At 73.0% G+C, this 22,063-nt stretch carries 21 protein-coding genes; 12 read left to right on the plus strand and 9 right to left on the minus strand.

From position 1 onward, the window contains the following. Positions 1–28 precede the first annotated feature (28 nt). Entirely contained in the window at positions 29–1,645 is a 1,617-nt protein-coding gene (locus ACFY30_RS24965; RefSeq protein ID WP_390847354.1) for a serine/threonine-protein kinase, read from the plus strand. Between the two features lies 1 nt (position 1,646). On the opposite strand, the gene ACFY30_RS24970 is transcribed toward ACFY30_RS24965, so the two are convergent. After that, positions 1,647–2,453 carry an SGNH/GDSL hydrolase family protein gene (locus ACFY30_RS24970; RefSeq protein WP_390847355.1) on the minus strand — a complete coding sequence of 269 codons (807 nt, stop codon included), beginning with the start codon at positions 2,451–2,453 and terminating at the stop codon, positions 1,647–1,649. A 679-nt stretch (positions 2,454–3,132) separates the two neighbouring features. Between ACFY30_RS24970 and ACFY30_RS24975 the strand changes: the two genes are divergently transcribed. The 5 genes from ACFY30_RS24975 to ACFY30_RS24995 all read left to right on the plus strand — a co-directional run bounded on the left by ACFY30_RS24975 (position 3,133) and on the right by ACFY30_RS24995 (position 7,814). Beyond that, positions 3,133–3,963 carry a glycosyltransferase family 2 protein gene (locus ACFY30_RS24975; RefSeq protein ID WP_390847356.1) on the plus strand — a complete coding sequence of 277 codons (831 nt, stop codon included), beginning with the start codon at positions 3,133–3,135 and terminating at the stop codon, positions 3,961–3,963. 11 nt (positions 3,964–3,974) lie between these two features. Continuing rightward, a complete protein-coding gene (locus ACFY30_RS24980) occupies positions 3,975–4,961 on the plus strand; it encodes a glycosyltransferase family 2 protein (protein ID WP_390847429.1) in 987 nt (328 codons plus the stop codon). Between the two features lie 28 nt (positions 4,962–4,989). Beyond that, positions 4,990–5,790: a polysaccharide deacetylase family protein gene (locus ACFY30_RS24985; protein WP_390847357.1), complete on the plus strand. Its 801-nt coding sequence runs from the start codon at positions 4,990–4,992 to the stop codon at positions 5,788–5,790. 126 nt (positions 5,791–5,916) lie between these two features. Then, entirely contained in the window at positions 5,917–7,011 is a 1,095-nt protein-coding gene (locus tag ACFY30_RS24990; RefSeq protein WP_390660688.1) for a DUF5925 domain-containing protein, read from the plus strand. 29 nt (positions 7,012–7,040) lie between these two features. Next, positions 7,041–7,814 (plus strand): DUF72 domain-containing protein, encoded by a 774-nt coding sequence (locus ACFY30_RS24995; protein ID WP_390847358.1) that lies wholly within the window; start codon positions 7,041–7,043, stop codon positions 7,812–7,814. Here ACFY30_RS24995 and ACFY30_RS25000 read toward each other — a convergent pair whose 3' ends face one another. Then, positions 7,815–8,183 carry a GntR family transcriptional regulator gene (locus ACFY30_RS25000; protein ID WP_390847360.1) on the minus strand — a complete coding sequence of 123 codons (369 nt, stop codon included), beginning with the start codon at positions 8,181–8,183 and terminating at the stop codon, positions 7,815–7,817. It abuts the gene before it with no gap. A gap of 71 nt (positions 8,184–8,254) precedes the next feature. On the opposite strand from ACFY30_RS25000, the gene ACFY30_RS25005 reads away from it, so the two are divergent. After that, positions 8,255–9,184 (plus strand): GNAT family N-acetyltransferase, encoded by a 930-nt coding sequence (locus ACFY30_RS25005; RefSeq protein ID WP_390847361.1) that lies wholly within the window; start codon positions 8,255–8,257, stop codon positions 9,182–9,184. Beyond that, a complete protein-coding gene (locus ACFY30_RS25010) occupies positions 9,165–9,665 on the plus strand; it encodes a DUF402 domain-containing protein (protein ID WP_390847362.1) in 501 nt (166 codons plus the stop codon). The genes ACFY30_RS25005 and ACFY30_RS25010 overlap by 20 nt, the downstream gene beginning before the upstream one ends. Positions 9,666–9,763: 98 nt before the next feature. On the opposite strand, the gene ACFY30_RS25015 is transcribed toward ACFY30_RS25010, so the two are convergent. Then, entirely contained in the window at positions 9,764–10,378 is a 615-nt protein-coding gene (locus tag ACFY30_RS25015; RefSeq protein WP_390847363.1) for a class I SAM-dependent methyltransferase, read from the minus strand. Positions 10,379–10,517: 139 nt separating this feature from the next. Between ACFY30_RS25015 and ACFY30_RS25020 the strand changes: the two genes are divergently transcribed. Next, positions 10,518–10,652, plus strand: coding sequence for a hypothetical protein (locus ACFY30_RS25020; RefSeq protein ID WP_390847364.1), 135 nt, complete (start codon positions 10,518–10,520; stop codon positions 10,650–10,652). An 18-nt stretch (positions 10,653–10,670) separates the two neighbouring features. Here the strand turns inward: ACFY30_RS25020 and ACFY30_RS25025 are convergent, their stop codons facing one another. Beyond that, positions 10,671–11,120 carry a GNAT family N-acetyltransferase gene (locus ACFY30_RS25025; protein WP_390847365.1) on the minus strand — a complete coding sequence of 150 codons (450 nt, stop codon included), beginning with the start codon at positions 11,118–11,120 and terminating at the stop codon, positions 10,671–10,673. A 219-nt stretch (positions 11,121–11,339) separates the two neighbouring features. Here ACFY30_RS25025 and ACFY30_RS25030 point away from each other — a divergent pair, with 219 nt between their 5' ends. Further along, the gene (locus tag ACFY30_RS25030; protein WP_390847366.1) at positions 11,340–12,338 is read left to right on the plus strand and encodes a lytic polysaccharide monooxygenase; all 999 of its coding nucleotides are present in this window, start codon (positions 11,340–11,342) and stop codon (positions 12,336–12,338) included. Positions 12,339–12,414: 76 nt separating this feature from the next. On the opposite strand, the gene ACFY30_RS25035 is transcribed toward ACFY30_RS25030, so the two are convergent. Both ACFY30_RS25035 and ACFY30_RS25040 read right to left on the minus strand, forming a co-directional pair. Next, complete coding sequence (locus ACFY30_RS25035; protein WP_390847367.1) at positions 12,415–13,284, minus strand: esterase/lipase family protein; 870 nt, start codon at positions 13,282–13,284, stop codon at positions 12,415–12,417. Between the two features lie 172 nt (positions 13,285–13,456). Then, positions 13,457–13,900 carry a MarR family winged helix-turn-helix transcriptional regulator gene (locus ACFY30_RS25040; RefSeq protein ID WP_390847368.1) on the minus strand — a complete coding sequence of 148 codons (444 nt, stop codon included), beginning with the start codon at positions 13,898–13,900 and terminating at the stop codon, positions 13,457–13,459. A gap of 114 nt (positions 13,901–14,014) precedes the next feature. On the opposite strand from ACFY30_RS25040, the gene ACFY30_RS25045 reads away from it, so the two are divergent. Next, positions 14,015–14,389: a cupin domain-containing protein gene (locus tag ACFY30_RS25045; RefSeq protein WP_390847369.1), complete on the plus strand. Its 375-nt coding sequence runs from the start codon at positions 14,015–14,017 to the stop codon at positions 14,387–14,389. 47 nt (positions 14,390–14,436) lie between these two features. Here ACFY30_RS25045 and ACFY30_RS25050 read toward each other — a convergent pair whose 3' ends face one another. The 3 genes from ACFY30_RS25050 to ACFY30_RS25060 all read right to left on the minus strand — a co-directional run bounded on the left by ACFY30_RS25050 (position 14,437) and on the right by ACFY30_RS25060 (position 20,166). Beyond that, positions 14,437–15,417, minus strand: coding sequence for a hypothetical protein (locus ACFY30_RS25050; protein WP_390847370.1), 981 nt, complete (start codon positions 15,415–15,417; stop codon positions 14,437–14,439). After that, positions 15,414–18,872 carry a DNA polymerase III subunit alpha gene (locus ACFY30_RS25055; protein ID WP_390847371.1) on the minus strand — a complete coding sequence of 1,153 codons (3,459 nt, stop codon included), beginning with the start codon at positions 18,870–18,872 and terminating at the stop codon, positions 15,414–15,416. Before ACFY30_RS25055 ends, ACFY30_RS25050 begins: the two co-directional genes overlap by 4 nt. A gap of 211 nt (positions 18,873–19,083) precedes the next feature. Continuing rightward, entirely contained in the window at positions 19,084–20,166 is a 1,083-nt protein-coding gene (locus tag ACFY30_RS25060; protein WP_390847372.1) for a S1 family peptidase, read from the minus strand. 317 nt (positions 20,167–20,483) lie between these two features. Here ACFY30_RS25060 and ACFY30_RS25065 point away from each other — a divergent pair, with 317 nt between their 5' ends. Then, the gene (locus ACFY30_RS25065) at positions 20,484–22,058 is read left to right on the plus strand and encodes an acyl-CoA carboxylase subunit beta (protein ID WP_390847430.1); all 1,575 of its coding nucleotides are present in this window, start codon (positions 20,484–20,486) and stop codon (positions 22,056–22,058) included. The last annotated feature ends 5 nt before the right edge of the window (positions 22,059–22,063 follow it).

Genomic DNA, 22,063 nt, shown 5'->3' on the forward strand with positions numbered 1-22,063 from the left:
CGGATGCGAAGTGCGAATGGGGGACGCGGTGTCCGAAGAACCGGGCCGTGAACGTCTGATCTCGGGCCGCTACCGTCTGCTGTCCCCGCTCGGCGAGGGCGGCATGGGGACGGTGTGGCGGGCCCGTGACGAGGTGCTGGGCCGCGAGGTCGCCGTCAAGGAGGTGCGCGCCCCGCACGGGCTGGCGGCCTCGGACGTCGAGCGGATGTACGCCCGGCTGGAACGGGAGGCCTGGGCGGCGGCCCGGGTCGCCAACCGGAACGTCGTCACGGTGTACGACGTGGCCATGCAGGACGGGCGCCCGTGGATCGTCATGGAGATCGTGCGCGGGATCTCCCTCGCCGAGCTGCTGGACGCCGAGGGTCCGCTGGAGCCGGCGCGGGCCGCGCACATCGGCGCCGAGGTGCTGTCCGCGCTGCGGGCCGCGCACGAGGCCGGGGTGCTGCACCGGGACGTGAAGCCGGCCAACGTGCTGCTGTCGAACGACGGCCGGGTGGTGCTCACCGACTTCGGTATCGCGACGGTGGAGGGCACCTCCGCGCTGACCATGACCGGCGAGGTCATCGGCTCACCCGAGTTCCTCGCGCCGGAGCGGGCGCTGGGGCGTACGCCGGGGCCCGAGTCGGACCTGTGGTCGCTGGGCGTGCTGCTGTACGCCGCGGTCGAGGGCAACTCCCCGTTCCGCCACGACACCCCGCTGAGCACCCTGCGCGCGATCGTCGACGAGGAACTGCCGCCGCCGCTGCGGGCCGGTCCGCTGGAACCGGTGATCGAGGGGCTGCTGCGCAAGGACCCGGCCGAGCGGTTGCCGGCCGAGCGGGCCGAGCGGGATCTGCGGGTCGTCGCGGCCGGGGGCGCCCCCTCCGCGGCAGGCGGCCCGCGGTCGGGCACGGCCCGTTCAGTGCCGTACGCGCCCTACGCGCCGACCGCCACGACGCCGCCGACCCCCGTCGAACCCTTCCGTCAGGAGGCTCCCCCGCCGTCCCCGCCGTGGGCGGCCACCGGCGCCACCCGGGAGGAGCCGGAACGCAACCGGCGGACCGGCGCGGTCCTCGTCACCGGCGTGATCGTTCTCGCGCTGGCGGTGGCCGGTCTGACCTACGGGCTGCTGAACCGGGACGACGGCGACCCGAGCGGCAAGGGCGAGGTCACCAACAGCCAGACGCAGGGCCTGAGTCCGACGCCGACAGCGCGGGAGTCCAGCGAGCCGCCGAGCCCCTCGGCGAGCCCGAGTCCCAGCGCCTCGTCCGCCGCCCCGGCGCAGACCGTCGCGGTCACGGTCTCCGGCGCCCACACGGACTACAGCGGATCCTGTCCGCCGCCCGACGCCTCCGCCCCCGCCTTCACGGCCACGCTGACGGTGGGCCGGCTGCCCGCGACGGTGTCCTACCGCTGGGTGGCGAAGGACGGCGAGCTGTCCGGCCAGACCTGGAAGACGCTGGACTTCCCCTCGGGCGGTGGGAAGTCGCGGCAGGACAAGGTCACCCTGTCGACGTACGCGGGGAGCGGGACGTACCAGAACGCGATCGGGGTCGAGGTGCGCGATCCGGTGAGCGCGACCTCGAACTACGTGCCGTTCTCGGTGACCTGCGAGGAGGAGACCCCGTCGGCCGGGACCTCCCCCTCGCCCTCGCTCACCGGGTAGGTCAGGCCAGGCCGTTCAGAACCGGCAGATAGCCGCCCGACTGGCCTGACGCGGTCGGGTGGTAGGACTCGCCGATGTTGAGCAGGTTGAGGCTGTGCAGCCAGGAGCTGCCGGAGCAGATCTCGTGGCCGCCGAACCGGGTGCGGACGTCGCCGAAGACGAAGCCGTGGGCGGCGGCGCGCCTGGCGACGGCGGCGTCGAGATGGTCGGCCGCGTTGTTGATGGCGGAGCGCTTGGTCTCGGACAGGCCGAGGCAGACGGTGCCCAGCTTGTAGAAGCGGGGGTAGCCGAGGACGACGACCTTGGCGTTCGGGGCCTTGGACCGGATCGCCGTGTAGACGGTGTCGAGCTTGCCGGGGAGGGTCGAGTCGACGTACGCCCTGGCCGTGTTGATGCGGTTGACGCAGGTGCTGTCGGAGCTGGTGACGCAGGTGGTCATGACGTCGGCGAAGCCCGCATCGTTCCCGCCGACGCTGATCGAGACGAGGCCGGTGGCGGAGTTCAGGCCGCCGAGCTGACTCGCCAGAACTTCATCCGTTCGGGCGCCCGAGCAGGCGGCGAAGGTGAACGAGGCGGGTGCGTGGGCGGCGTTCCACAGGTACGGGTAGGCCTTGGTGCTGCGCTTGCAGCCGCCGCTGGAGCTGATGTAGCTGCCGGCGCCGACACCGGAGGAGTAGGAGTCGCCGAGCGCCACATAGCCGCCGTTCGCGGCGAGTTGGGACGCGTGCGCCGCGCTCGCCCCGGTGAGGGCGGCGCCTGCGGCGAGGAGGAGTGAGCTGACGAATACGACAAGTCGGGAACGTCTCATGGAACCTCCCTTTAGCAGGATCTCTGCCACAACCGTCGTAGCAACTACGCGTGTTGACGGGAAGTGTCCATGCCAAGACTTTTCGGCTCACGCCGGGATCGCCGGGGCTCGTTCGCGCCCTCTACCGGACAGCCGGCGCCGCCACCGCGGCAACCGCCGCCCTCGGCGGCGGGCTCACCACCCTTCCCGCCCACGCCGCCCCGGCCGATGACGGGCCCTCACCGCGAACTCCCCCACCGCCTCCGGGGAACACTTTTTTCCCTTTCGAACAACGGGACACACCGTTGTGTAACGGTCAAACGAACAAAAAGGTGAGCGGGACCCCAAGGTCTTGCCATACGGGCGTAATCATCAATACCGTCATACATCTCACTCGCAGCGGACCGTCGGCAACGGCTCCAGGGGAGGGCTCAGGGACCGGGACGGCATCCGGGGCGAGAGCGCGGTAGGGGGGTGCCGTGCCCGGTGACCACATGGGTGACCGGGCCGTTCCGCGCGGTCGGCTGCCGTCGTTCGCCGGCGGCCGGTCAGCTTTGCCAGCTCACCCGTTGTGCGCGGAGAGCGCTCCGGCATGCGGCGGAGACACGTCCGCCACGGGTGAGAAACCCCCCTTTCGAACCGGACGTGGATCCGGGCCGCCCAGGGGCGGGCGGCCCACCGGACGAGAGGGACCAGACTCATGAGTTCCGTTCTGCAGCCGGCGACGCCGGGCCAGGACCTGACAGGCCCGTCCACCGCCGGCACGTACCGGCCGATCTCCTCTCACCTGGCCATCGCGCCACCGGTGAGCGTGGTCATCCCCGCGATGAACGAGGCCGAGAACCTTCCGTACGTCTTCAAGACCCTGCCGGACTGGATCCACGAAGTGGTGCTGGTCGACGGCAACTCCACCGACAACACCGTCGAGGTCGCCCGTGAGCTGTGGCCCGGCGTCAAGGTCGTCGGCCAGCGGGGGCGGGGCAAGGGCGACGCCCTGATCACCGGCTTCGAGGCGTGCAGCGGCGACATCATCGTGATGGTCGACGCCGACGGCTCGGCCGACGGCAACGAGATCGTGTCGTACGTCTCCGCCCTGGTCTCCGGCGCGGACTTCGCCAAGGGCTCACGCTTCGCCAACGGCGGCGGCACCGACGACATGACCTTCATCCGGTGGCTGGGCAACCGGGTGCTGTGCGCGGTCGTCAACCGCAAGTTCGGCGCCCGGTACACCGACCTGTGCTACGGCTACAACGCGTTCTGGCGGCACTGCCTGGACAAGATCGACCTGGACTGCACGGGCTTCGAGGTGGAGACCCTGATGAACATCCGGGTCGTCAAGGCAGGTCTGAAGGTGCAGGAGATCCCCAGCCACGAGTACCTGCGCATCCACGGCGTCAGCAACCTGCGCGCCGTGCGCGACGGACTGCGCGTCCTGCGGGTGATCCTCCAGGAGCGCTCCAACCGGCGGGCCCTGCGCCGCACCGGCCGCCGCTCGCCCCTGCTCGACTCGGTCCGGGGAGAGGTGTCTTGAGCACGCTCGGCATGTCGGTCGTCATCTGCGTCTACACCGAGGACCGCTGGGCGGACATCCTCGCGGCGGTCGCCTCGGTGCGCGCCCAGACCCACCCGGCCCTGGAGACCCTGGTCGTCGTCGACCACAACCCGGCCCTCCTGGACCGGCTGGCGCGGGAGTACAAGGAACACGACGAGGTGCGGGTGCTGCCCAACGCCGGCCCGCGCGGACTGTCCGCCGGCCGCAACACCGGCATCGCCGCCTCGTACGGCGAGGTCATCGCGTTCCTCGACGACGACGCCGTCGCGGAACGGGACTGGCTGCGCCGGTTCGCCGACCCGTACTCCGACCCCCGGGTCATGGCGGTGGGCGGCCGGTGCGAGCCCGTCTGGTCTTCGGGCCGGCGGCCCGACTGGTTCCCCGAGGAGTTCGACTGGGTGGTGGGCTGCTCCTACCGGGGCCTGCCGCCCGGCCGCGTCCGGGTGCGCAACATCCTCGGCGGCAACGCCTCCTTCCGGCGCACCGCCTTCGACATCGCGGGCGGCTTCGCCGGCGGCATCGGACGCGACGGCGGCAGACGGCCGATGGGCGGCGAGGAGACGGAGCTGTGCATCCGGCTCAGCCATGCGAGACCCGACGCGATCCTGCTGGTCGACGACCGTGCGGTGATCCACCACAGGGTGCCCGGGGCACGCGAGCACTTCGGCTACTTCCGCACCCGCACCTATGCCGAGGGCCTGTCCAAGGCGCTCGTGGCGCGCAGCGTGGGCTCCGACAAGGGACTGGAGACCGAACGCCGCTACACCACCCGGGTGCTGCCCGCCGGGGTGCTGCGCGGCCTGCGCGACGCGGCGCTGGCCCGGCCCGGCGGGGCCCGGCGGGCGGGCGCGATCGTGGCGGGGGTGCTGACGGCGGCCGGCGGGTACGTCGTGGGCAGCGTGCGGGCGCGCAGGAACGGGACGACGTTCGAGGTCGTGCGGATCGGGGACGCACGGGACCGGGAGGACGCCGTATGACGAAGACACGGGAGCGGGGGCGTGCCGTATGACCGAGACACGCGTGCCGATTCTGATGTACCACGCGGTCGCCGAGCGTCCGAGCGGGGCCACCCGCGCCCTCTCCGTCACTCCGGAGGCCTTCGACGAGCAGCTGGCGGTGATCGCGGACCGCGGCCTCACCCCGCTCACCACGGCCGCGCTGGCGGACCGCTGGCGGACCGGCCGGCCGCTGCCCGCCCGGCCGGTGCTGATCACCTTCGACGACGGCTACGAGGGCGTGCACCGGCACGCACTCCCGGCCCTCGCCCGGCACGGCTTCCCGGCCACGCTGTTCGTCTCCACCGGCTGGATCCAGGGCGCCTACGACACCGGCGGCGCCCTGGACACCATGCTGGACTGGCCGCAGGTACGCCAACTGGCGGACGCGGGCGTGGAGATCGGCGGCCACAGCCACAGTCACCCGCAGCTCGACCAGCTCGACGACCCCGCGCTGCGCGCCGAACTGACCCGCTGCCGGGACATCGTCGCCGGTGAACTGGGCGCGCTGCCGGTGTCGTTCGCCTACCCGTACGGCTACTCCAGCCGCCGGGTGCGCACGGCGGTGCGGGAGAACGGCTTCGCCCAGGCGCTGGCCGTCGGCAACGCCCTCGCCCGCCGCGCGCAGGGGCCGTACGCCCTGCGCAGGGTGACGGTGCGGCGCGCCACGGACGCCGAGGAGTTCGCCCGGCTCCTCGACGGCCGGGCCGTCGGCCGGGCGTTCGCCCGGGACAGGGCGCTGACGAAGGGGTACGCGGTGGTGCGCGGGACACGCCGGCTCCGGCGCCGGGCGGCCGGCGCCCTCGCCTGAGCCGCCCGGGTTCCGGAGTGCGCCGGCCGCCCGGCGCACTCCGGAACTAACCGGACAGGACCGACACACCGCGCGCACCACGGAAACCGGGTGCAGAGGGCGCCCGCGTGCCGGATCATGGCGGCTATGCCTGCACACCCACACGACGCTCTGCCGATCCGGCTCAACGTCGACGACTCCGACTCCCCGTCCGACGTCGTCGACGCGCTGTTCCTCGGCCGCTTCGCGACGGGCGAGCAGCCGTACTCGCACGCGGCGAACATCGACCGCGTCCGCTCCGGCGCGACGCTGCTGCCGCCACAGGCCCGCGTGCTGCGCGTCGCCCGCGACGACGACCGCAGCGCGACGCTCGCCGAGGGCGACGGCTGGACGCTGCTGGTCTCCCGCTGGAACCGCGGCGCCGACGTCACGGTCACCGCGACCACCGCCGAACTCGCCGCGAAGGTGCTGGACGAGGCCACCGACGGCGCGGCCGACGAGCCCGAACCCCAGCCCGAGAACGTGACGATGGGCTTCTGGTACGTCTCCCCGCGACGCGGCCCACACCGCACCACCCGCCAGATCTCCGCCGGTACGTGGGAGGAGGTGCGCCCCAACTACACGGCGCCCGTCGCCGAGGCGATGGACCGGCTGATGGGCACGACCCCGGAGGACATCGCCGGCCGGCTGCTCCTGCTGCACGGCCCGCCCGGCACCGGCAAGACCTCGGCGCTGCGCACCCTGGCCCGTTCCTGGCGGGACTGGTGCCAGGTGGACTGCGTCCTGGACCCCGAGCGGCTCTTCTCCGACGTCGGCTATCTGATGGACATCGCGATCGGCGAGGAGGACGCCACCGGCAAGGGCCGCTGGCGGCTGCTGCTCCTGGAGGACTGCGACGAACTGATCCGCGGCGAGGCGAAGCACACGGCGGGCCAGGCCCTGTCGCGCCTGCTCAACCTCACCGACGGCCTGCTCGGGCAGGGCCGCAACGTCCTGGTCGGGGTCACCACCAACGAGGACCTGGAGCGCCTCCACCCGGCCGTGGTCCGCCCCGGCCGCTGTCTGGCCCGGATCGAGGTGGGTCCGCTGACCCGCCCGGAGGCGGTCGGCTGGCTGGGCACCGAGGAGGGGGTCGGCCGTGAGGGGGCGACCCTGGCGGAGCTGTACGCGCTGCGCCGGGGCACCTCCCCGACCTCGCTGCCCGAGCCGCGGGGGCGGTCGGACGCGGGACTGTATCTGTAGCCGGCGGCCTCAGGTGTTTTGATGGAGGTATGACACTGCACATCGGCACCTCGGGCTGGCAGTACAAGGACTGGAAGGACGTCCTGTACCCGGCCGACGTGCCTCAGCGGCGGTGGCTGGAGGAGTACACCGAGCATTTCGCCACCGTCGAGATCAACAACGCGTTCTACCGCCTGCCGTCCAGGGACACCTTCACGTCCTGGGCCGAGCGCGTCCCGCCGGACTTCGTGGTCGCGGTGAAGGCCAGCCGCTATCTCACCCACATCAAGCGGCTGCGCGACCCCGAGGAGCCGGTGCACCGCCTGATGAACCACGCGGCCGGACTGGGCGCCCGCCTCGGCCCGGTCCTGCTGCAGCTGCCGCCCACCCTGCGGGTCGACCCCGTTCTGCTGGACACCTGCCTGGCCTGTTTCCCGTCGGGCACCCGGGTGGCGGTGGAGCCGCGCCACGAGTCGTGGTGGACGCCGGCGGTACGGCGGGTCCTGGAGTCCCGGGGAGCCGCGCTGTGCTGGGCCGATGTGCTGGCCCGTCCGGTCACGCCGATGTGGCGCACCGCCGACTGGGGGTACGTCCGCTTCCACCAGGGCCGCGCCCAGCCCTGGCCGCGCTACGGCCAGCGGTCCCTGGAGACCTGGATCGACCGCATCGCGACGACCTGGGCCGACGAGGACGACGTCTTCGCGTACTTCAACAACGACCCGGGCGGCGCGGCGGTGGGTGACGCGGCGCTGTTCGGCAGGACGGCACAGCGTGCGGGCCTGACGGTGACCCGGACGCCGCGCGCGCTCGCCACCCGCCGGTGATCACTCCCCGTAGGCCGCCCGCAGGGCGTCGCGCACCGCGGCCAGCGCGCCCTCCTCGCTGAGCCCGAGCCGTCGCACCCGCTCGGCGTAGGCCTGGGCCGCGGTCGCCGCCTCCCGCTCCGCCGCCGGTCCGGACGCCGCGACGAACGTGCCGTTGCGGCCCCGGGTCTCGATGACGCCGTCCGCCTCCAGCGCCCGGTAGGCCTTGGCGACGGTGTTGGCCGCCAGTCCCAGCGACTCGGCGAGCCCCCGGACCGTCGGCAGCCGGTAGCCGACCGGCAGCGCTCCGGAGCGGGCCTGCCCGGCGATCTGCGCCCGCACCTGTTCGTACGGCGCGGCGCCCTCATCGATGTGGATCTTCAAGGTCACGGCCCGATTGTCCCGCACCCGCAGGAAAATGAGAGGCAGGGGGGCGCGGGCCGCCCGTAGCGTGCGCTCACATGACCGTCATCGTGCGTGATCTCCGCCCCGAGGTGGCCCCCGACGTCGAGGGTTTCGTCCGGGTGCGCCATCTCGCTCTGCCCTTCGTGTACTTCAGCCCGCAGTCGGTGCGGCACTTCTTCGCCCACGCCCACCCCGACGCCCATGCCCGCAAGCTGGTCGCCGAGGAGGACGGCGAGATCATCGGCACGGCCCAGCTGGGCCTCGCCCATGAGAGCCCGGAGCACGGCCAGGGCTTTCTCAACGTGTACGTGGACCCGGCGCGCACCGGCCGGGGGGCGGGCACGCTGCTGGTGCGCACCGCCGAGGAGCATCTGGCGGCGCACGGTGCGACGAAGCTGTTCGCCTGGATCCTGGACGAGCCCGGCAACCGGGCGTTCGCCGAGCGGCACGGCTACCGGGCGAGCCGCTCCGCGCACTTTCTGCGCCTGGACCTGGCGCGCACCCCGCTGCCCCCGCTGCAGGACCCGCCACCGGGCGTCGAACTGCGCACGGCCGCGGACTTCGCGGACGACCCGCGCCCGCTGTTCGAGCTGGACGCGGCGGTGGTGGCCGACGAGCCGAGCGACATCGACACCGAGTTCACGGACTACGAGGCCTGGGTCGCGCAGACCTGGCACCACCCCCATCTCGACCGGGAGCTGACCTCGGTCGCCGTGGCCGACGGCCGTCCCGTCGCCTTCAGCGTGGCCCACACCCACGGCCCCGGCCGCTACGGCACCGGTATGACCGGCACCGCCCGTACCCACCGCGGCCGGGGCCTGGCCAAGCTCGTCAAGAACGACTCCCTGCACCGCGCCCGCGCGGCGGGGTACACGGAGGCGTACACCGGCAACGACTCGGACAACGGGCCGATGCTCGCGATCAACAAGTGGTTCGGCTACGAGATCTGCGCGACGGAGGTGCGCCATGTCCGCACACTCGGCTGACGCCGCCCGCCGGGTCGACGTCGTCCTCGTCAAGGCCGGCCGTACGAAGATCCGCTACACGGCCGAGCTGCTGGCGGACGACGGCACGCGCATCGCCGTACGCGCCCCCTGGGCCGGTGACGGGGTGCGCGACTTCGGCTTCGTACGGTTCGAGACGGGGGACGTGTTCACCGAGTACTACTGGCGTGACCGGTGGTACGCGGTGAAGGAGGTCCGGACCGCGACGGGCGCCCTGAAGGGCTGGTACTGCGACGTCACCCGCCCGGCCACGCTCCTCGGCACCGAGCTGGTCGTGGAGGACCTCGACCTTGACCTGTGGCGCTCCGCCGACGGCACGGACGTACGACGGCTCGACGAGGACGAGTTCGCCCAGAGCGGTCTGGCCGGGCGAGACCCCGAGGCGGCCGCGGCCGCCGTGGCCGCCCTCGACGAGCTGGAGGCGCTGGCCCGCGAGGGCGACTTCGCGGCGCTGCTGCGGTGAGGCGGCGCCCGGCAGGCACCCCTTGAGGGCGTGGGAGGCACCCCGCGCGCCGCACCGGCCGCCGTTCCTTCACGGGCGCGCCTCGCCCGCCATGGCACTCAGTCCGTCGCCACCACCGCGTACCGCTCGTCCCGCACCGGTCCGCCCCACAGACGCGGGTCGTCCGACAGCCTCTCCACGCGCGTCCGCACGGCGAGCGGGGCGAGGAGAGCCGTGAGGCGGTCCGCCGGTATGCCGACCGGGGTGACCGTCCCCCAGACGCCCTCCACCAGGACGAGCCGCCCTCCCGGGCGCAGCAGGCCCCGCCAGTGCGCCAGGACACGGGCGGGGTCGGGCAGGGCCCACAGCACATGGCGGACGAGCACGGTGTCGAAGCGCCGCCCGCCGACCGGTGGCGCCGCCGCGTCACCGAGGAGGAACACCGCGTCACGCCCGGCGAGTTTGGCGCGGGCCAGGTCGATCATGGGGGCCGACAGGTCGACCCCGGTGACGCGGTGTCCCTGTTCGGAGGCGAGGAGCGAGAGGCTGCCGGTGCCGCAGCCGAGGTCGAGGACCTCGCCGGCGCGCTCGGGGAGCCAGGTCCGCAGCCGCTCCGCCCAGGCGGCACGCACCCCGGGGTCGCGCAGTCCGTGATCGGGCTCCTCGTCGAAGCCCGCCGCCTCCGCGTCCCAGTCCACACTCACCGGCGTCATTTCGTCCCCGTTCTTCCTCATGTGCCCAAGAGTGACACCTGCCACTGACACTCGAATCGTGACACCCGCCACTGACAGACCAGGGGGCGATGAGGAACTCTCCCGGAAAGGGTCTACCTCCGTGAGAACGCGGAACCCGGTGTCCCTGAAGGAGGCAGTCATGCGCCGCACTACCGTGCAGAAGCCCCTGAAGAAGACGGAATCCCGCCGGATCCGCGACGAGGCGGACGAGCGCCCCGCCGGGCGTCCCGAGGTGCGACAGGACATCGCGCGCACCTGGTGGCCGGACGGGTGAGACACCCTGCGGCTCCCGTCAGCCGAGCCGCTTGCGGTAGTGGAGACGCTCGTAGGGGCCGTCCACCCGTCGCCCCACCAGTTCGTAGCCGTACTTCGGGTAGATCCTCTGGTTCTCCCACATCAGCACGTTCGTGTAGAGCCTGACCTCGGGCAGTCCGCGTGCACGCGCGTGTGCGTCCACGAAGTGCAGCAGCCGCCGTCCGACGCCCCTGCCGTGGGCGTCGGGGTGGACGGCGATGCTGTCGAGGAACAGGTGGTCGGCGAACTCCTCGACGACCACCAGTCCCGTGACGGGCTCCCCGGTCACGAAGACCTTTCCCGCGGCCACGTTCGCCGCGTGGTCCGCCCGCATGGGCAGCGGCACGACGCCGATGCGCTCGATGTAGTGCGTGTACGCCGCGTCGGTGACCGCTTTCACGGCCGGTACGTCGGCCGCGGTGGCGGGCCGGATCTCCTCGCTCGTCATACCGGACACGCTAGTGCCGCGGCAGGCAGCGTCTGCCCGACGGAGCGAACGTCGCCTGTCGCGGCACCGGCTGCCTGATCTCCGTCTGAGCGCTTCCTTAAGGCAACCCTAAAGATCGCTCCGGGCCTCCCCCAGCAGGCGTTTTCGCGGTTTCGTGGTGACGGCACGCAGCAGCGTCGCCCGCAGCGCACCCCCTGCACGGTTCCGAGGAGATCCCCCATGCCCGCACGCCGCAAGGCCGCCGTCGTCGCCGCCCTCGCGCTGACCCCACCGGCCCTGACCGCGCTGTCCGCCGCTCCCGCGGCCGCGCACGGCACGCTGGGCGATCCGGTCAGCCGGGTGGCGCAGTGCTACGCGGAGGGGCCCGAGAGCCCGGCGTCCGAGGCGTGCCGGGCGGCGATCGTGGCGGGCGGTACGCAGGCGCTCTACGACTGGAACGGCGTCCGCATCGGCGACGCGGCCGGGCGCCATCAGGAGCTGATCCCGGACGGCGCGCTGTGCAGCGCCGGCAACGAGGAGTTCAAGGGCCTCGACCTGGCCCGGACCGACTGGCCGGCGACCGGCGTGAGCAGCGGGGCGTACACCTTCAGGTACCGCGTGACCGCCCCGCACAAGGGCACCTTCACGGTGTACCTCACCAAGGCCGGCTACGACCCGGCGCAGCCGCTGGCCTGGTCCGACCTGGACCTGGCGCATCCGGTGGCGACGGCCACCGACCCGGTCGCGGCGGACGGCTTCTCCACGTTCTCCGGGACCCTGCCGGAGCGTTCCGGCCGGCAGCTGCTGTATGCCGTCTGGCAGCGCTCGGACAGCCCGGAGGCGTTCTACTCCTGCTCGGACGTCACGTTCGGCGGCGTCTCCTCGGCGGCACCGGCCGCCTCCGCGCCCTCCGAGGAGCAGATCGAGGACGGTGCCGACAAGTCGACGATCGAGCACCACGGACACGGGGACGACGACGCCACGACGACGGCGGACCCCGCCGCGGACCCGTCGCCCGCCGGCTCGTCGTCCGCGGCCCCGGCGGCGGCCGCGGACGACGGCCTCGGCGGCCCGGCGGCGCGGACCGCCGGCCCGGCGGAGGACCTCGCCGAGACGGGCGCCGGCTCCGGCACCTCCTCGCTCGCGGTGGGCGGTGCCGCCGTCCTGGCCCTGGGCGCGGCGCTGCTGTTCGCGTCGGTGCGCCGACGGGCCGTGGGCGGCGGCCGGCGCGGCCGCTGAGCGGCCGCGACCGACAGGACTCCGGGGCCTGACCGGCGGCTCAGGCCGGACAGGCCCCGGCGGACCGGCCTGTGCGTCAGCTCAGCGCGGACGCACAGGTGGTGGCGGTGGCGTGGGCCGGGTCGAGCGCGTTGGCCACCTCATGGAAGGCGATGCGGTCGAACAGGCCGATCGCCACGTGCTCCGAGAGATCGAGCGGGCACAGGTCCTGCAGCAGCACGTTGCGGACGCCGGTTCCGCTGAGGTACCCGCTGCGCCAGGGTGTCACCACCTCGTCGTACTTGGTGGCGATGACCGTGTAGCGGACGCCGGGGACGGTGTCGCCGCCGGCGTTGAGCTTGGTGAGGAAGGCCGAGCCGGCGATCTGGTCGGCGAGGCCGGGGGTGGCGGACGAGAGCAGGTCCTCGGCGCCCGGGAAGTAGGGCAGCAGGTGGGTGAGGCCGCTGAGCGTGGTGCCGTGGTTGTCGGGGGCGATCCCGACGAGCGCGTTCACCTTGGCGGCTCCGCCGAGGAACTTCAGGTAGTAGCGGGGCATCATGCCGCCCTGTGAGTGGCCGACGAGGTCGGCCTCGGCGGCGCCGGTCGCGGTGAGCACCTTGTCGACGAAGGCGGAGAGCTGCTCGGCCGACTTGTCGATGGGGCCGAGGCCGTGGAAGAAGGGGACGCCCGGCAGTTGGCCGTAGTCGAGGGAGTAGACGCAGTAGCCCCGGACCTCGAGGTAGGGGGCGAGGGACAGCCAGTTGTCGATCGAGTTCCCGAGGGTTCCGTGGACCAGGACGACGGGGCGGGGGTGGGCGGCGGAGGGCTTGCAGGTGTAGTCGTTCCAGCCGCTCGACGAGGCGGCGGTCGTGGGGGAGGCATGGGCGGCGGAGGCGGGGACGGTGGCGGCGGCGGCCGCCAGCAGCACCGCGGCGAGGGGTCTGAGCAGGCGCTTCCAGGGCAGCATCGGGTGATCTCCTTGCGGCTCAAGGGAGGTGCGATGGCCGTACGCCCTGTGACCCGGATCACGAGGATGCTGTTCACTCATCAAGTTACGGACGAGTAGCTGAAGTGTGAAGTTACGCGTCGGTAAAAACTTCCAGTGGTAGTCAGGGGCGGCCGAGACCCCTGACCTTCCGTCACCAGGCAGGCCTGATGGGACCATGGGGGGCGATGCGCATCAACTGGCGGCACAGCGCGCCCGCTTCACCCTCCCCGAGCACCTCGCCCCAGCCCCGCACCGCCTCGGCGGCCGCCTCCTCCGCCGCCCGGGTGCACTCCCACCCCCGCTCGGTGAGCACGATCAGCCGGGCCCGGGCGTCGTCCGGATGCGCCCACCGCTCGACGTACCCCTTGCGCACGAGCTCGTCCACGAGCTGGCTCGCCGCCTGCTTGGTGACGCCGAGATGGACGGCGAGGTCGGTGACCGTGGCACCGTCCGGGGCGAGCCGGGCGAAGGCGAAGCCGTAGACGGGCCGCCCCTCGAACCCACGGGCGACGACACCCTCGTTGATGCGCCGCGTCAGCTCGCCGGCGGCGGAGAGGAGGGCGGCGGCCAGGGCCAGGGCTTCGGAGTTCTGCACGCGTGCATTGAAACACCCTTGACGGATTGGTCAAGCTGCTTGACCATGAGCCATATAGTCAAGCAGCTTGACCTTTTCTCCGGCCCTCGCGGCCCAGCTCACCGGAGGCACCCCATGCCCGTCGTCCGCCCGTCCGACGCCGTGACCCACGAGATCCACGGCGCCCGCTTCGTCTCGTACGCCACCCCCCTGACCGGCAGCGAGGAGCTGTGCGCCTGGCGCGGGGAGATCCCCGCCGGGACGAAGGCCCCCGCGCACACCGTCAGCCGGGAGGAGATCTTCCATCTGCTCATCGGCGAACTGCTCATCACGCTCGACGGCCGTACCGAGCGGATCACGGCGGGCGACACGGTGATCGTCAACCCGGGAGCGACCCTGTCGGTCGAGAACCCGACCGGTCACACCGCGCTCTCCTGGGTCACCACGTCCATCGGCCTGGAGGCGGAGCTGGCCGACGGCACGCGGATCGCTCCGCCGTGGGCCAACTGACCCGTCCGGCACGGATCACACGGGCGCCCCGTGCCGCCCGTTCCGTCTCACGCCGCCAGCGCCCCCGGTATCACCGCCCCCGGCCCGAACTTCGCCCGCACCCGGTCGGCGACCTCCTCGATCCGGCGGACCTTCTCGTCGACGGGGTCGAAGCTGAGCTGGTGGGAGGCCTGGTCGGCGGGGCCGAGCGCCTCGGCGCGCAGGACGATCGCGCGGACCCGGGCGCGCTGCAGCCCGAGCGCCTCGTACAGGCCGTACGCCGTCCTCGTCAGGGCCGCCGAGTGCGCGGTCGGCTCCCCGAGGGTGCGACTGCGGGTGGTGGAGGAACGGTCGGCGTAGCGCACGGTGAGGGTCAGGGTGCGGCAGACCTTCTCCAGGGCGCGCAGCCGGGCGCCCAGTTCCCCGGCGGCCGACAGCAGGGCCCTGCGGTGCCGGTCGGGGTCCAGCTCGTCGCGCCCGAAGGGGCGTTCGGCGGCCAGAGAGCGGGAGACCGCGTTCGGCACCACCCGGCCGCGGTCGACGCCGTTCGCCTTCTCGTGCAGTTCGCGGCCCGTCTTCGCGCCGACCAGGCGCTGGAGGGTGGACAGGGGTGCGGCGGCGACCCGGCCGAGGGTGTCGAGGCCGTAGTCGCACAGAGTGCGGGCGGTGGCCGCACCGACGCCGGGCAGCGCGACGACCGGCTTCTCGGCGAGGAACTCCCGCACCCGGTCCTCGCCCTCAGGGACCGCGCGGGTCAGCCCCGGCCGGGCGTCCCGCAGCGCCATACGGGCCAGCATCGGGCCGGGCCCGGCGCCGATGACGCAGTCGACGCCGTGCAGCGCGAGGGCACGGACGCGGATCACCGACGCCAGCTCCACCGCGCCGCGCCCGAAGTACCGTTCGGCGCCGCGCAGATCGGCCAGCGCCCCGTCCGGCGGCAGCGCCTCGACGACCGGCGTGAACTCCTCCAGCAGTCCGAGCAGCCCGGGCAGGGCGGCTTCGGCTTCGCGCATCGGAGGCAGCTGGAAACGTACGCAGAGGATGGTCATCCCGCACTCCCCGGACTCTGGTGCCACAACTTCCTTACCGTCGAAGGCCCTTGAGAGGCCTCCTGTCCCGCGGGCCGCAGATCGGCCCACGGGTGGAGTTCGTATCCGGTGGACAGACGGATCCGCCTGCCCCCTGTCGCGTCGCCGGTCCCTTCCGGCGCGGGCGCGGGCGCCGGCGCCGCGAGCCGGGCCGCCACCTCGTCCAGCCCTCCCTCGGCGCGCAGTTCGACGAGTTCGGCGAGGTTCCAGGCGGCGGCGCCCACCACGCTGAGGCTGCGCGGGCCGCGCCGCTGGACCACCCCGCGCACCAGCAGCAGCCAGGAGTGGAAGACGGTGTGGGCGCAGGCCTCGTGGGAGTCGTCGAAGAAGGCGAGGTCGACCAGGCCCGTGCCGTCGTCCAGGGTGGTGAAGACGACCCGTCTGCCGGACCGGACCGGCGGGGTCTGGGTGGCCGCCTTGGCGCCCGCGACCAGCACGGTCTCCCCGTGCCGCGCCTCCCGCAGCCGCCGCGCCGAGACCACTCCCAGCTCGTCGAGGAAGGCCCGGTGGTCGTCCATCAGGTTGCGCGAGGCGTCCATGGACAGCACACCCAGCTCGGCGCTGAGCCTCTCGGCGAAGGACAGGTCCGGCAGCCCGGCCGGAGCCGTCTTGCGGCCGCCCGCCAGGGGGAGCTGGCCGCCGCCCGCGCCCCGCGCGCCCCGGTGCAGCTCGGCCAGGTGCAGTTGCAGATCACGGCGGTTGGCACCGAACTCGTCCAACGCGCCCACCTGCGCGAGCCGTCCGGCCAGCGGGCGGCTCGGGCGCGCCCGCTCCCAGAAGTCGAGGAGCGAGGCGTACGGCTGCCCGTCGGCGACCCGCGCCGCCTCGGCCTCGCTGATGCCGTGCACGTCGGAGAGGGCCAGCCGGAGTCCCCAACGCCCGCACCCACCAGGAGAATCAGACACCAGTTCGATACGGTGTGCGACGCCCGACTTGTTCACGTCCAGCGGCAGGATCGGCACCCCGCGCCGCCGCGCGTCCGCCAGCAGCAGCCGCTTCGGGTACATCCCGGGGTCATGGGTGAGCAACCCGGCGTAGAAGGCGGCCGGGTGATGCGCCTTCAGCCACGCCGACTGGTACGTCGGGACGGCGAAGGCGACCGCGTGCGCCTTGCAGAAGCCGTACGAACCGAAGGCCTCGATGATCTCCCAGGTCCGCCGAATCGTTTCTGCGTCATATCCGCGGGCCTCCGCGTGCTGCGCGAACCACACCTTGATCCGCCCCTGCGCCTCCGGATCCGACAGCCCGCGCCGCACCCGGTCCGCCTCCCCGCGCCCGCAGCCGGTCATGATCGCGACGATGTCGATGATCTGCTCGTGGAAGACGACCACCCCGTACGTCCCCTTCAGCGGCTCCTCCAGATCGGGGTGCGGGTAGCGGACGGGGGCCCGTCCGTGCCGCGCCTCGATGAACGGACGCACCATGTCGGCGGCGACCGGCCCGGGCCGGAAGAGCGAGATGTCCACGACCAGGTCGTGGAAGCCGGCCGGCTGCAGCCGCCCCACCAGGTCCCGCTGGCCCGGCGACTCGATCTGGAAGCAGCCCAGCGTCTCGGTGGACCGGATCAGGCCGTACGTCGCCGGATCACCGCCCGCCACCGCGTCCAGGTCGATCCGCTCCCCCGTGGCCCGCTCCACCTCCGCCACCGCGTGCGCCATCGCCGACTGCATCCGCACCCCCAGCACGTCCAGCTTGAGCAGCCCGAGGTCCTCCACGTCGTCCTTGTCGAACTGCGCCATGGGAAACCCCTCGCCGCTGGTCGGCATCACCGGCGTACGGGAGAGCAGGGAGGCGTCGGACAGGAGCACCCCGCACGGGTGCATGGCGATCCCGCGCGGAAGGGCATCGAGGGCCTCGACCAGCTCCCACAGCCGTCCGTACTTCTCCTTCTCCGCCGCCAGGTCCTTGAGCTCGGGCAGTTCCTCCAGCGCCGCGCGGGCGTCCCGCGCCCGGATGTGCGGGAAGGACTTGGCGACCCGGTCGATGTCGGCGGGGTCCATGGACAGGGCCGCCCCCACGTCCCGGACGGCGTGCCGCACCCGGTAGGTCTCCGGCATCGCGACGGTCGCGACCCGCTCGCCGCCGAACCGGCCGATGATCGCGCGGTAGACCTCGAGCCGGCGCGCGGACTCCACGTCGATGTCGATGTCGGGCAGCACGACCCGCTCCTTGGACAGGAAGCGCTCCATCAGCAGCCCGTGCTCGACGGGGTCGGCGTGCGCGATGCCCAGGAGATGGTTGACGAGGGAGCCCGCGCCGGAGCCGCGCGCCGCGACCCGGATGCCCATGTGCCGTACGTCGTCGACGACCTGAGCGACCGTCAGGAAGTAGGAGGCGAAGCCGTGGTGGGCGATGATGTCGAGTTCGTGGTGCATCCGCTCCCAGTAGGCGCGCCGGTCGGCGTACCCGTGCAGCACCATCCCCGCCGCCGCCCGTGAGGCCAGCGCCCGCTGGGCGGTGCGGCGGCCCGCGCCGACGAGATGCGGTTCGGGGAAGTGGACGGTGCCCATGCCGAGGTCGTCCTCCGGGTCGACCAGGCACGCGGCGGCCGTGGCCCGGGTCTGCTCCAGCAGGCGGTGGGCGGTGTCCCGCCGGAAGCCGGCGGCCTCCACGATCCGCTCCGCCGCCCCGAGCATGGCGTCCGCGCCCTTCAGCCAGGCCTCCCCCGAGTCGAGCTCCCTGGCCGGATCGATGGGGACCAGCCGGCGGGCGGCGTCCAGGACGTCGGCGACCGGGCCCTGGCCGGGATCGGCGTAGCGGACGGCGTTGCTGAGCACCGGGCGGATCCGCTGTTCGGCGGCGAAGCCGACGGTGCGGGCGGCGAGGCGCAGGGAGCCGGGTCCCGTGCCGGTGCGGCCGTGCCAGACGGCCTCGAGCCGCAGGGCGTCGCCGTAGACCTCGCGCCAGGGGGCGAGGAGTCGGGCCGCGCGGTCCGGACGCCCCGCCGCCAGGGCGCGGCCGACGTCGGAGGCGGGGCCGAGCAGGACGGTCAGGCCGTCGCCGTGGTTGCCGGTCCAGGGCAGTACCGGGAGGTCCTCGGCGGCGTGGGCGGCGGTCACGATCCGGCACAGGTCGGCCCAGCCCCGGGCACCGTCGCGGGCGAGGAAGGTGACGCGGGGTGCCGACTCGTCGACGAAGGCACCGCCGCGCACGGGGGTGCGGCGCCTTTCCCGTCGTACGTCACTGTCCTGGCGGACCGGCGCGGCCACCGCGAGGTCCACCCCGAACAGCGGGCGCACCCCCTCCTTCGCGCAGGCCTTGGCGAAGCGGACCGTGCCGGCGAGGGTGTCGCGGTCGGTGAGGGCGAGGGCGTCCATGCCCCGCTCGGAGGCGCGCTCGGCCAGTCGCTCCGGGTGCGAGGCCCCGTACCGCAGGGAGAACCCGGAGACGGTGTGCAGATGCGTGAAGCCTGGCACACGCACCTCCCGCGATCCCGCTCTCGAACATCAGTTCCCTAATCCCTCACCCCCACCATACCCCCATCCCCGAACATCTGTACGACAACCGTGCGGGCATCCCTCACCTGCGGAAACACCGGGCGGACGGACGGCAGGAGGTCCCGCCCCGGCATGCGGGGCGGGACCTCACCGTTCGAAGGAGCCGGAGCCGGAGCCGGAGCCGGAGCCGTCAGCCGATCTGCGTCCCCGTCGCCGCCAGCGCCTCCGCCACCGGCTGGAAGAAGGTCTCCCCGCCGGAGGTGCAGTCACCGCTGCCCCCGGAGGTCAGGCCGACCGCGCTGCCGCCCGAGAAGAGGGAGCCGCCGCTGTCACCGGGCTCGGCGCAGACGTCGGTCTGGATCAGACCGTTGACGATGTCGCCGTTGCCGTAGTTCACGGTGGCGTCCAGGCCGGTGACCGTCCCGGAGTGGACCTGGGTGGTGGAGCCGCTGCGGGTGACCTTCATGCCCACGGTGGCCGCGGCCGCGCCGGTGATCTGCTGGGCGGACCCGTTGTAGAGGTCGACCTCGCTGGGGTGGTCGACGTCGGCGGTGTACTTGACCAGGCCGTAGTCGTCGCCCGGGAAGCTGGAGGTCTCGTTGGTGCCGATCTCGGTGCCGGAGGAGTCCGACCAGGTGGAGATGGCGTCGGTGCAGTGGCCGGCGGTCAGGAAGTACGGCTCACCGCCCTTGACCACGTTGAAGCCGAGCGAGCAGCGTCCGCTGCCGCCGGTGATCGCGTCGCCGCCGGCGATGAAGGGCTTGAACTCCCCCTTGGCGCGCTGGAGTTCGGCCATCTGCCCAAGTCCGTCGACGACCTTGGTGAGCCTGGCCCACTCGGCGGCGGAGACGGTGCGGTCGGCGGTGACGACGACCTTGTTGGTGCGCGGGTCGGTCACCCAGGCGGTGCCGGGGATGGTCGCGTCCGCCTTGAGCGTCGCACGGGCGCCGGTCAGTTCGGCGAGGGAGTTCTCGACGATTCTCGCCTTGGCCCCGGCCGCCTCGACGGTCTTCGCGGCGGCCGCGTCGAGCACGTTCACCACGAGACTGCGGCTCTTCGCGTCGTAGTAGGTGCCCGCCGCGTCGGCGCCGAGATCCTCGCCGAGCGCCGAGGCGAGCTTTCCGGCCCCGAGGGCCGAGAGGGTGGCGGGCTGCGGGGTCTTCGCGGGTTCGCTGGCGTTCGCGGTCTGGAAGGTGACTCCCGCCGCGACGAGCGCGGCGATCCCCGCGCCCGTCATGATCATCCGCCGCCTGGGTATGCGTCGGTGCTGCAACTCACGTCCTCCTGTGGGGGGTCGGCCCGCGGCGGTGATGGGGACCGCGGCGGGCCGGAAGGCTGGTTGACGGGCGCCCACTCTTCCGAATCGCACAGAGAGCACACAAGGTCGACTTCGGGACGCGCACAGAGTGAACACCGCGCGCCCTCCGCGCCTTCACCACCTCCGCACCTCGCCGGGCCGGGCGGGCGGTCTCTTGTCACACAGGGACGAACCCCGTCCCCAGGAGACTCATCTCGCGCACACAGAGAGGCGATCCACCCGGTCCTCCCCCGGGCCGCTGCCATATTCGAAGCCACTTTTCGGAGGTGGCTGTGACGCTGGAGGCGACAACATCCCCGGTGCGGGAGACGGCGACGGGCGGGCCCGACGGCACCGCCGAACGCCTGGCGGGTCTGGAGAGCCGTCGGGCCCGGGCGCTGGCTCCCGGCGGGCCCCGGCGACGCGGGGAGTACGGCGCCCGCGAGCGGATCGACCTGCTGCTGGACGCCGGCTCGTTCACCGAGACCGGCCTGTTCGTCCGGGGCCGGCCCACCGGGGACGGCTCCCGCGGGCCGTACGGCGACGGGGTGGTGACCGGGTACGGCACGGTCGACGGGCGTCCGGTCTGTGTGTTCGCCCAGGACCCGACCGTCTTCGGCGGCAGCATGGGCGAGGCGTCCGGGGAGAAGACGATCGCCCTGATGGACCTCGCCCTGAAGACCGGCTGTCCGGTCGTGGGGCTCAACGACGGCGGTGGCGCCCGCATCCAGGAAGGGGTCGCCTCGCTCGCCCTCTACGCCGAGCTGGTGCGCCGCAACGTCAAGGCGTCCGGCGTGATCCCGCAGATCTCGGTCGTCCTGGGGCCGTGCGCGGGCGGCGCCGCCTACTCGCCGGCCATCACCGACTTCACCGTGATGGTGGACGGCGCCTCGCACATGTTCGTCACCGGACCCGACGTCATCGAGGCGGTCACCGGCGAACGCACCAGCGCCGAGAGCCTGGGCGGCGCCCGCGCCAGCAACACCGTCAACGGCAACGCCCACTTCCTCGCCGCCGACGAGGTGGACGCCCTCGACACCGTCCGCGACCTGCTGTCGTACCTGCCCGCCAACAACCTCGAACGGCCCCCGCAGTACGCGCCGGGGTCCGCGCCCGCCGACGCGCGGCTGGACCAGGCCGTGCCGGACCGGCTCGAACAGGCCTACGACATGCGCGACATCCTGCGCGCGGTCGTCGACAACGGCGAACTGCTGGAGATCCAGGAGCTGTTCGCACCGAACATCATCTGCGCGCTGGCCCTGGCCGAGGGCGCCCCCGTCGGTGTCGTCGCCAACCAGCCGCTGCACGCGGCGGGGGTCCTCGACATCGACGCCTCCGAGAAGGCCGCGCGTTTCGTGCGGTTCTGCGACGCGTTCGGCATCCCCCTGCTGACCTTCGCCGACGTCCCCGGCTATCTCTCCGGCGTCCGTCAGGAACAGGCCGGCATCATCCGGCGCGGCGCCAAACTGCTGTACGCGTACGCCGAGGCGACCGTCCCGAAGGTCACGGTGGTGGTGCGCAAGGCGTACGGCGGCGGGTACGCGGTGATGGGCTCCAAGCACCTCGGCGCCGACGTGAACCTCGCCTGGCCCACGGCCCGTATCGCGGTCATGGGCGCCGAGGGTGCCGTCGGCGTCCTGCACCGCCGTGAACTCGCCGCCGCCGCCGACCCGGACGCGCTGCGGGCCCGTCTCGTCGCCGCGTACGAGAGCACGCACGGCACCCCCTGGGTCGCCGCCGAGCGCGGATACGTCGACGCCGTCATCGCCCCCCGCGACACCCGCACCCAGGTCTGCCGTGCCCTGCGGGCGCTGCGCGGCAAACGCGCCCCGATGCCGGAGCGCCGGCACGGCAACATCCCGCTCTGACCCCC

Origin of the sequence: Streptomyces sp. NPDC000345, from assembly GCF_042898825.1 — a bacterium.
Taxonomy (GTDB): Bacteria; Actinomycetota; Actinomycetes; order Streptomycetales; family Streptomycetaceae; genus Streptomyces.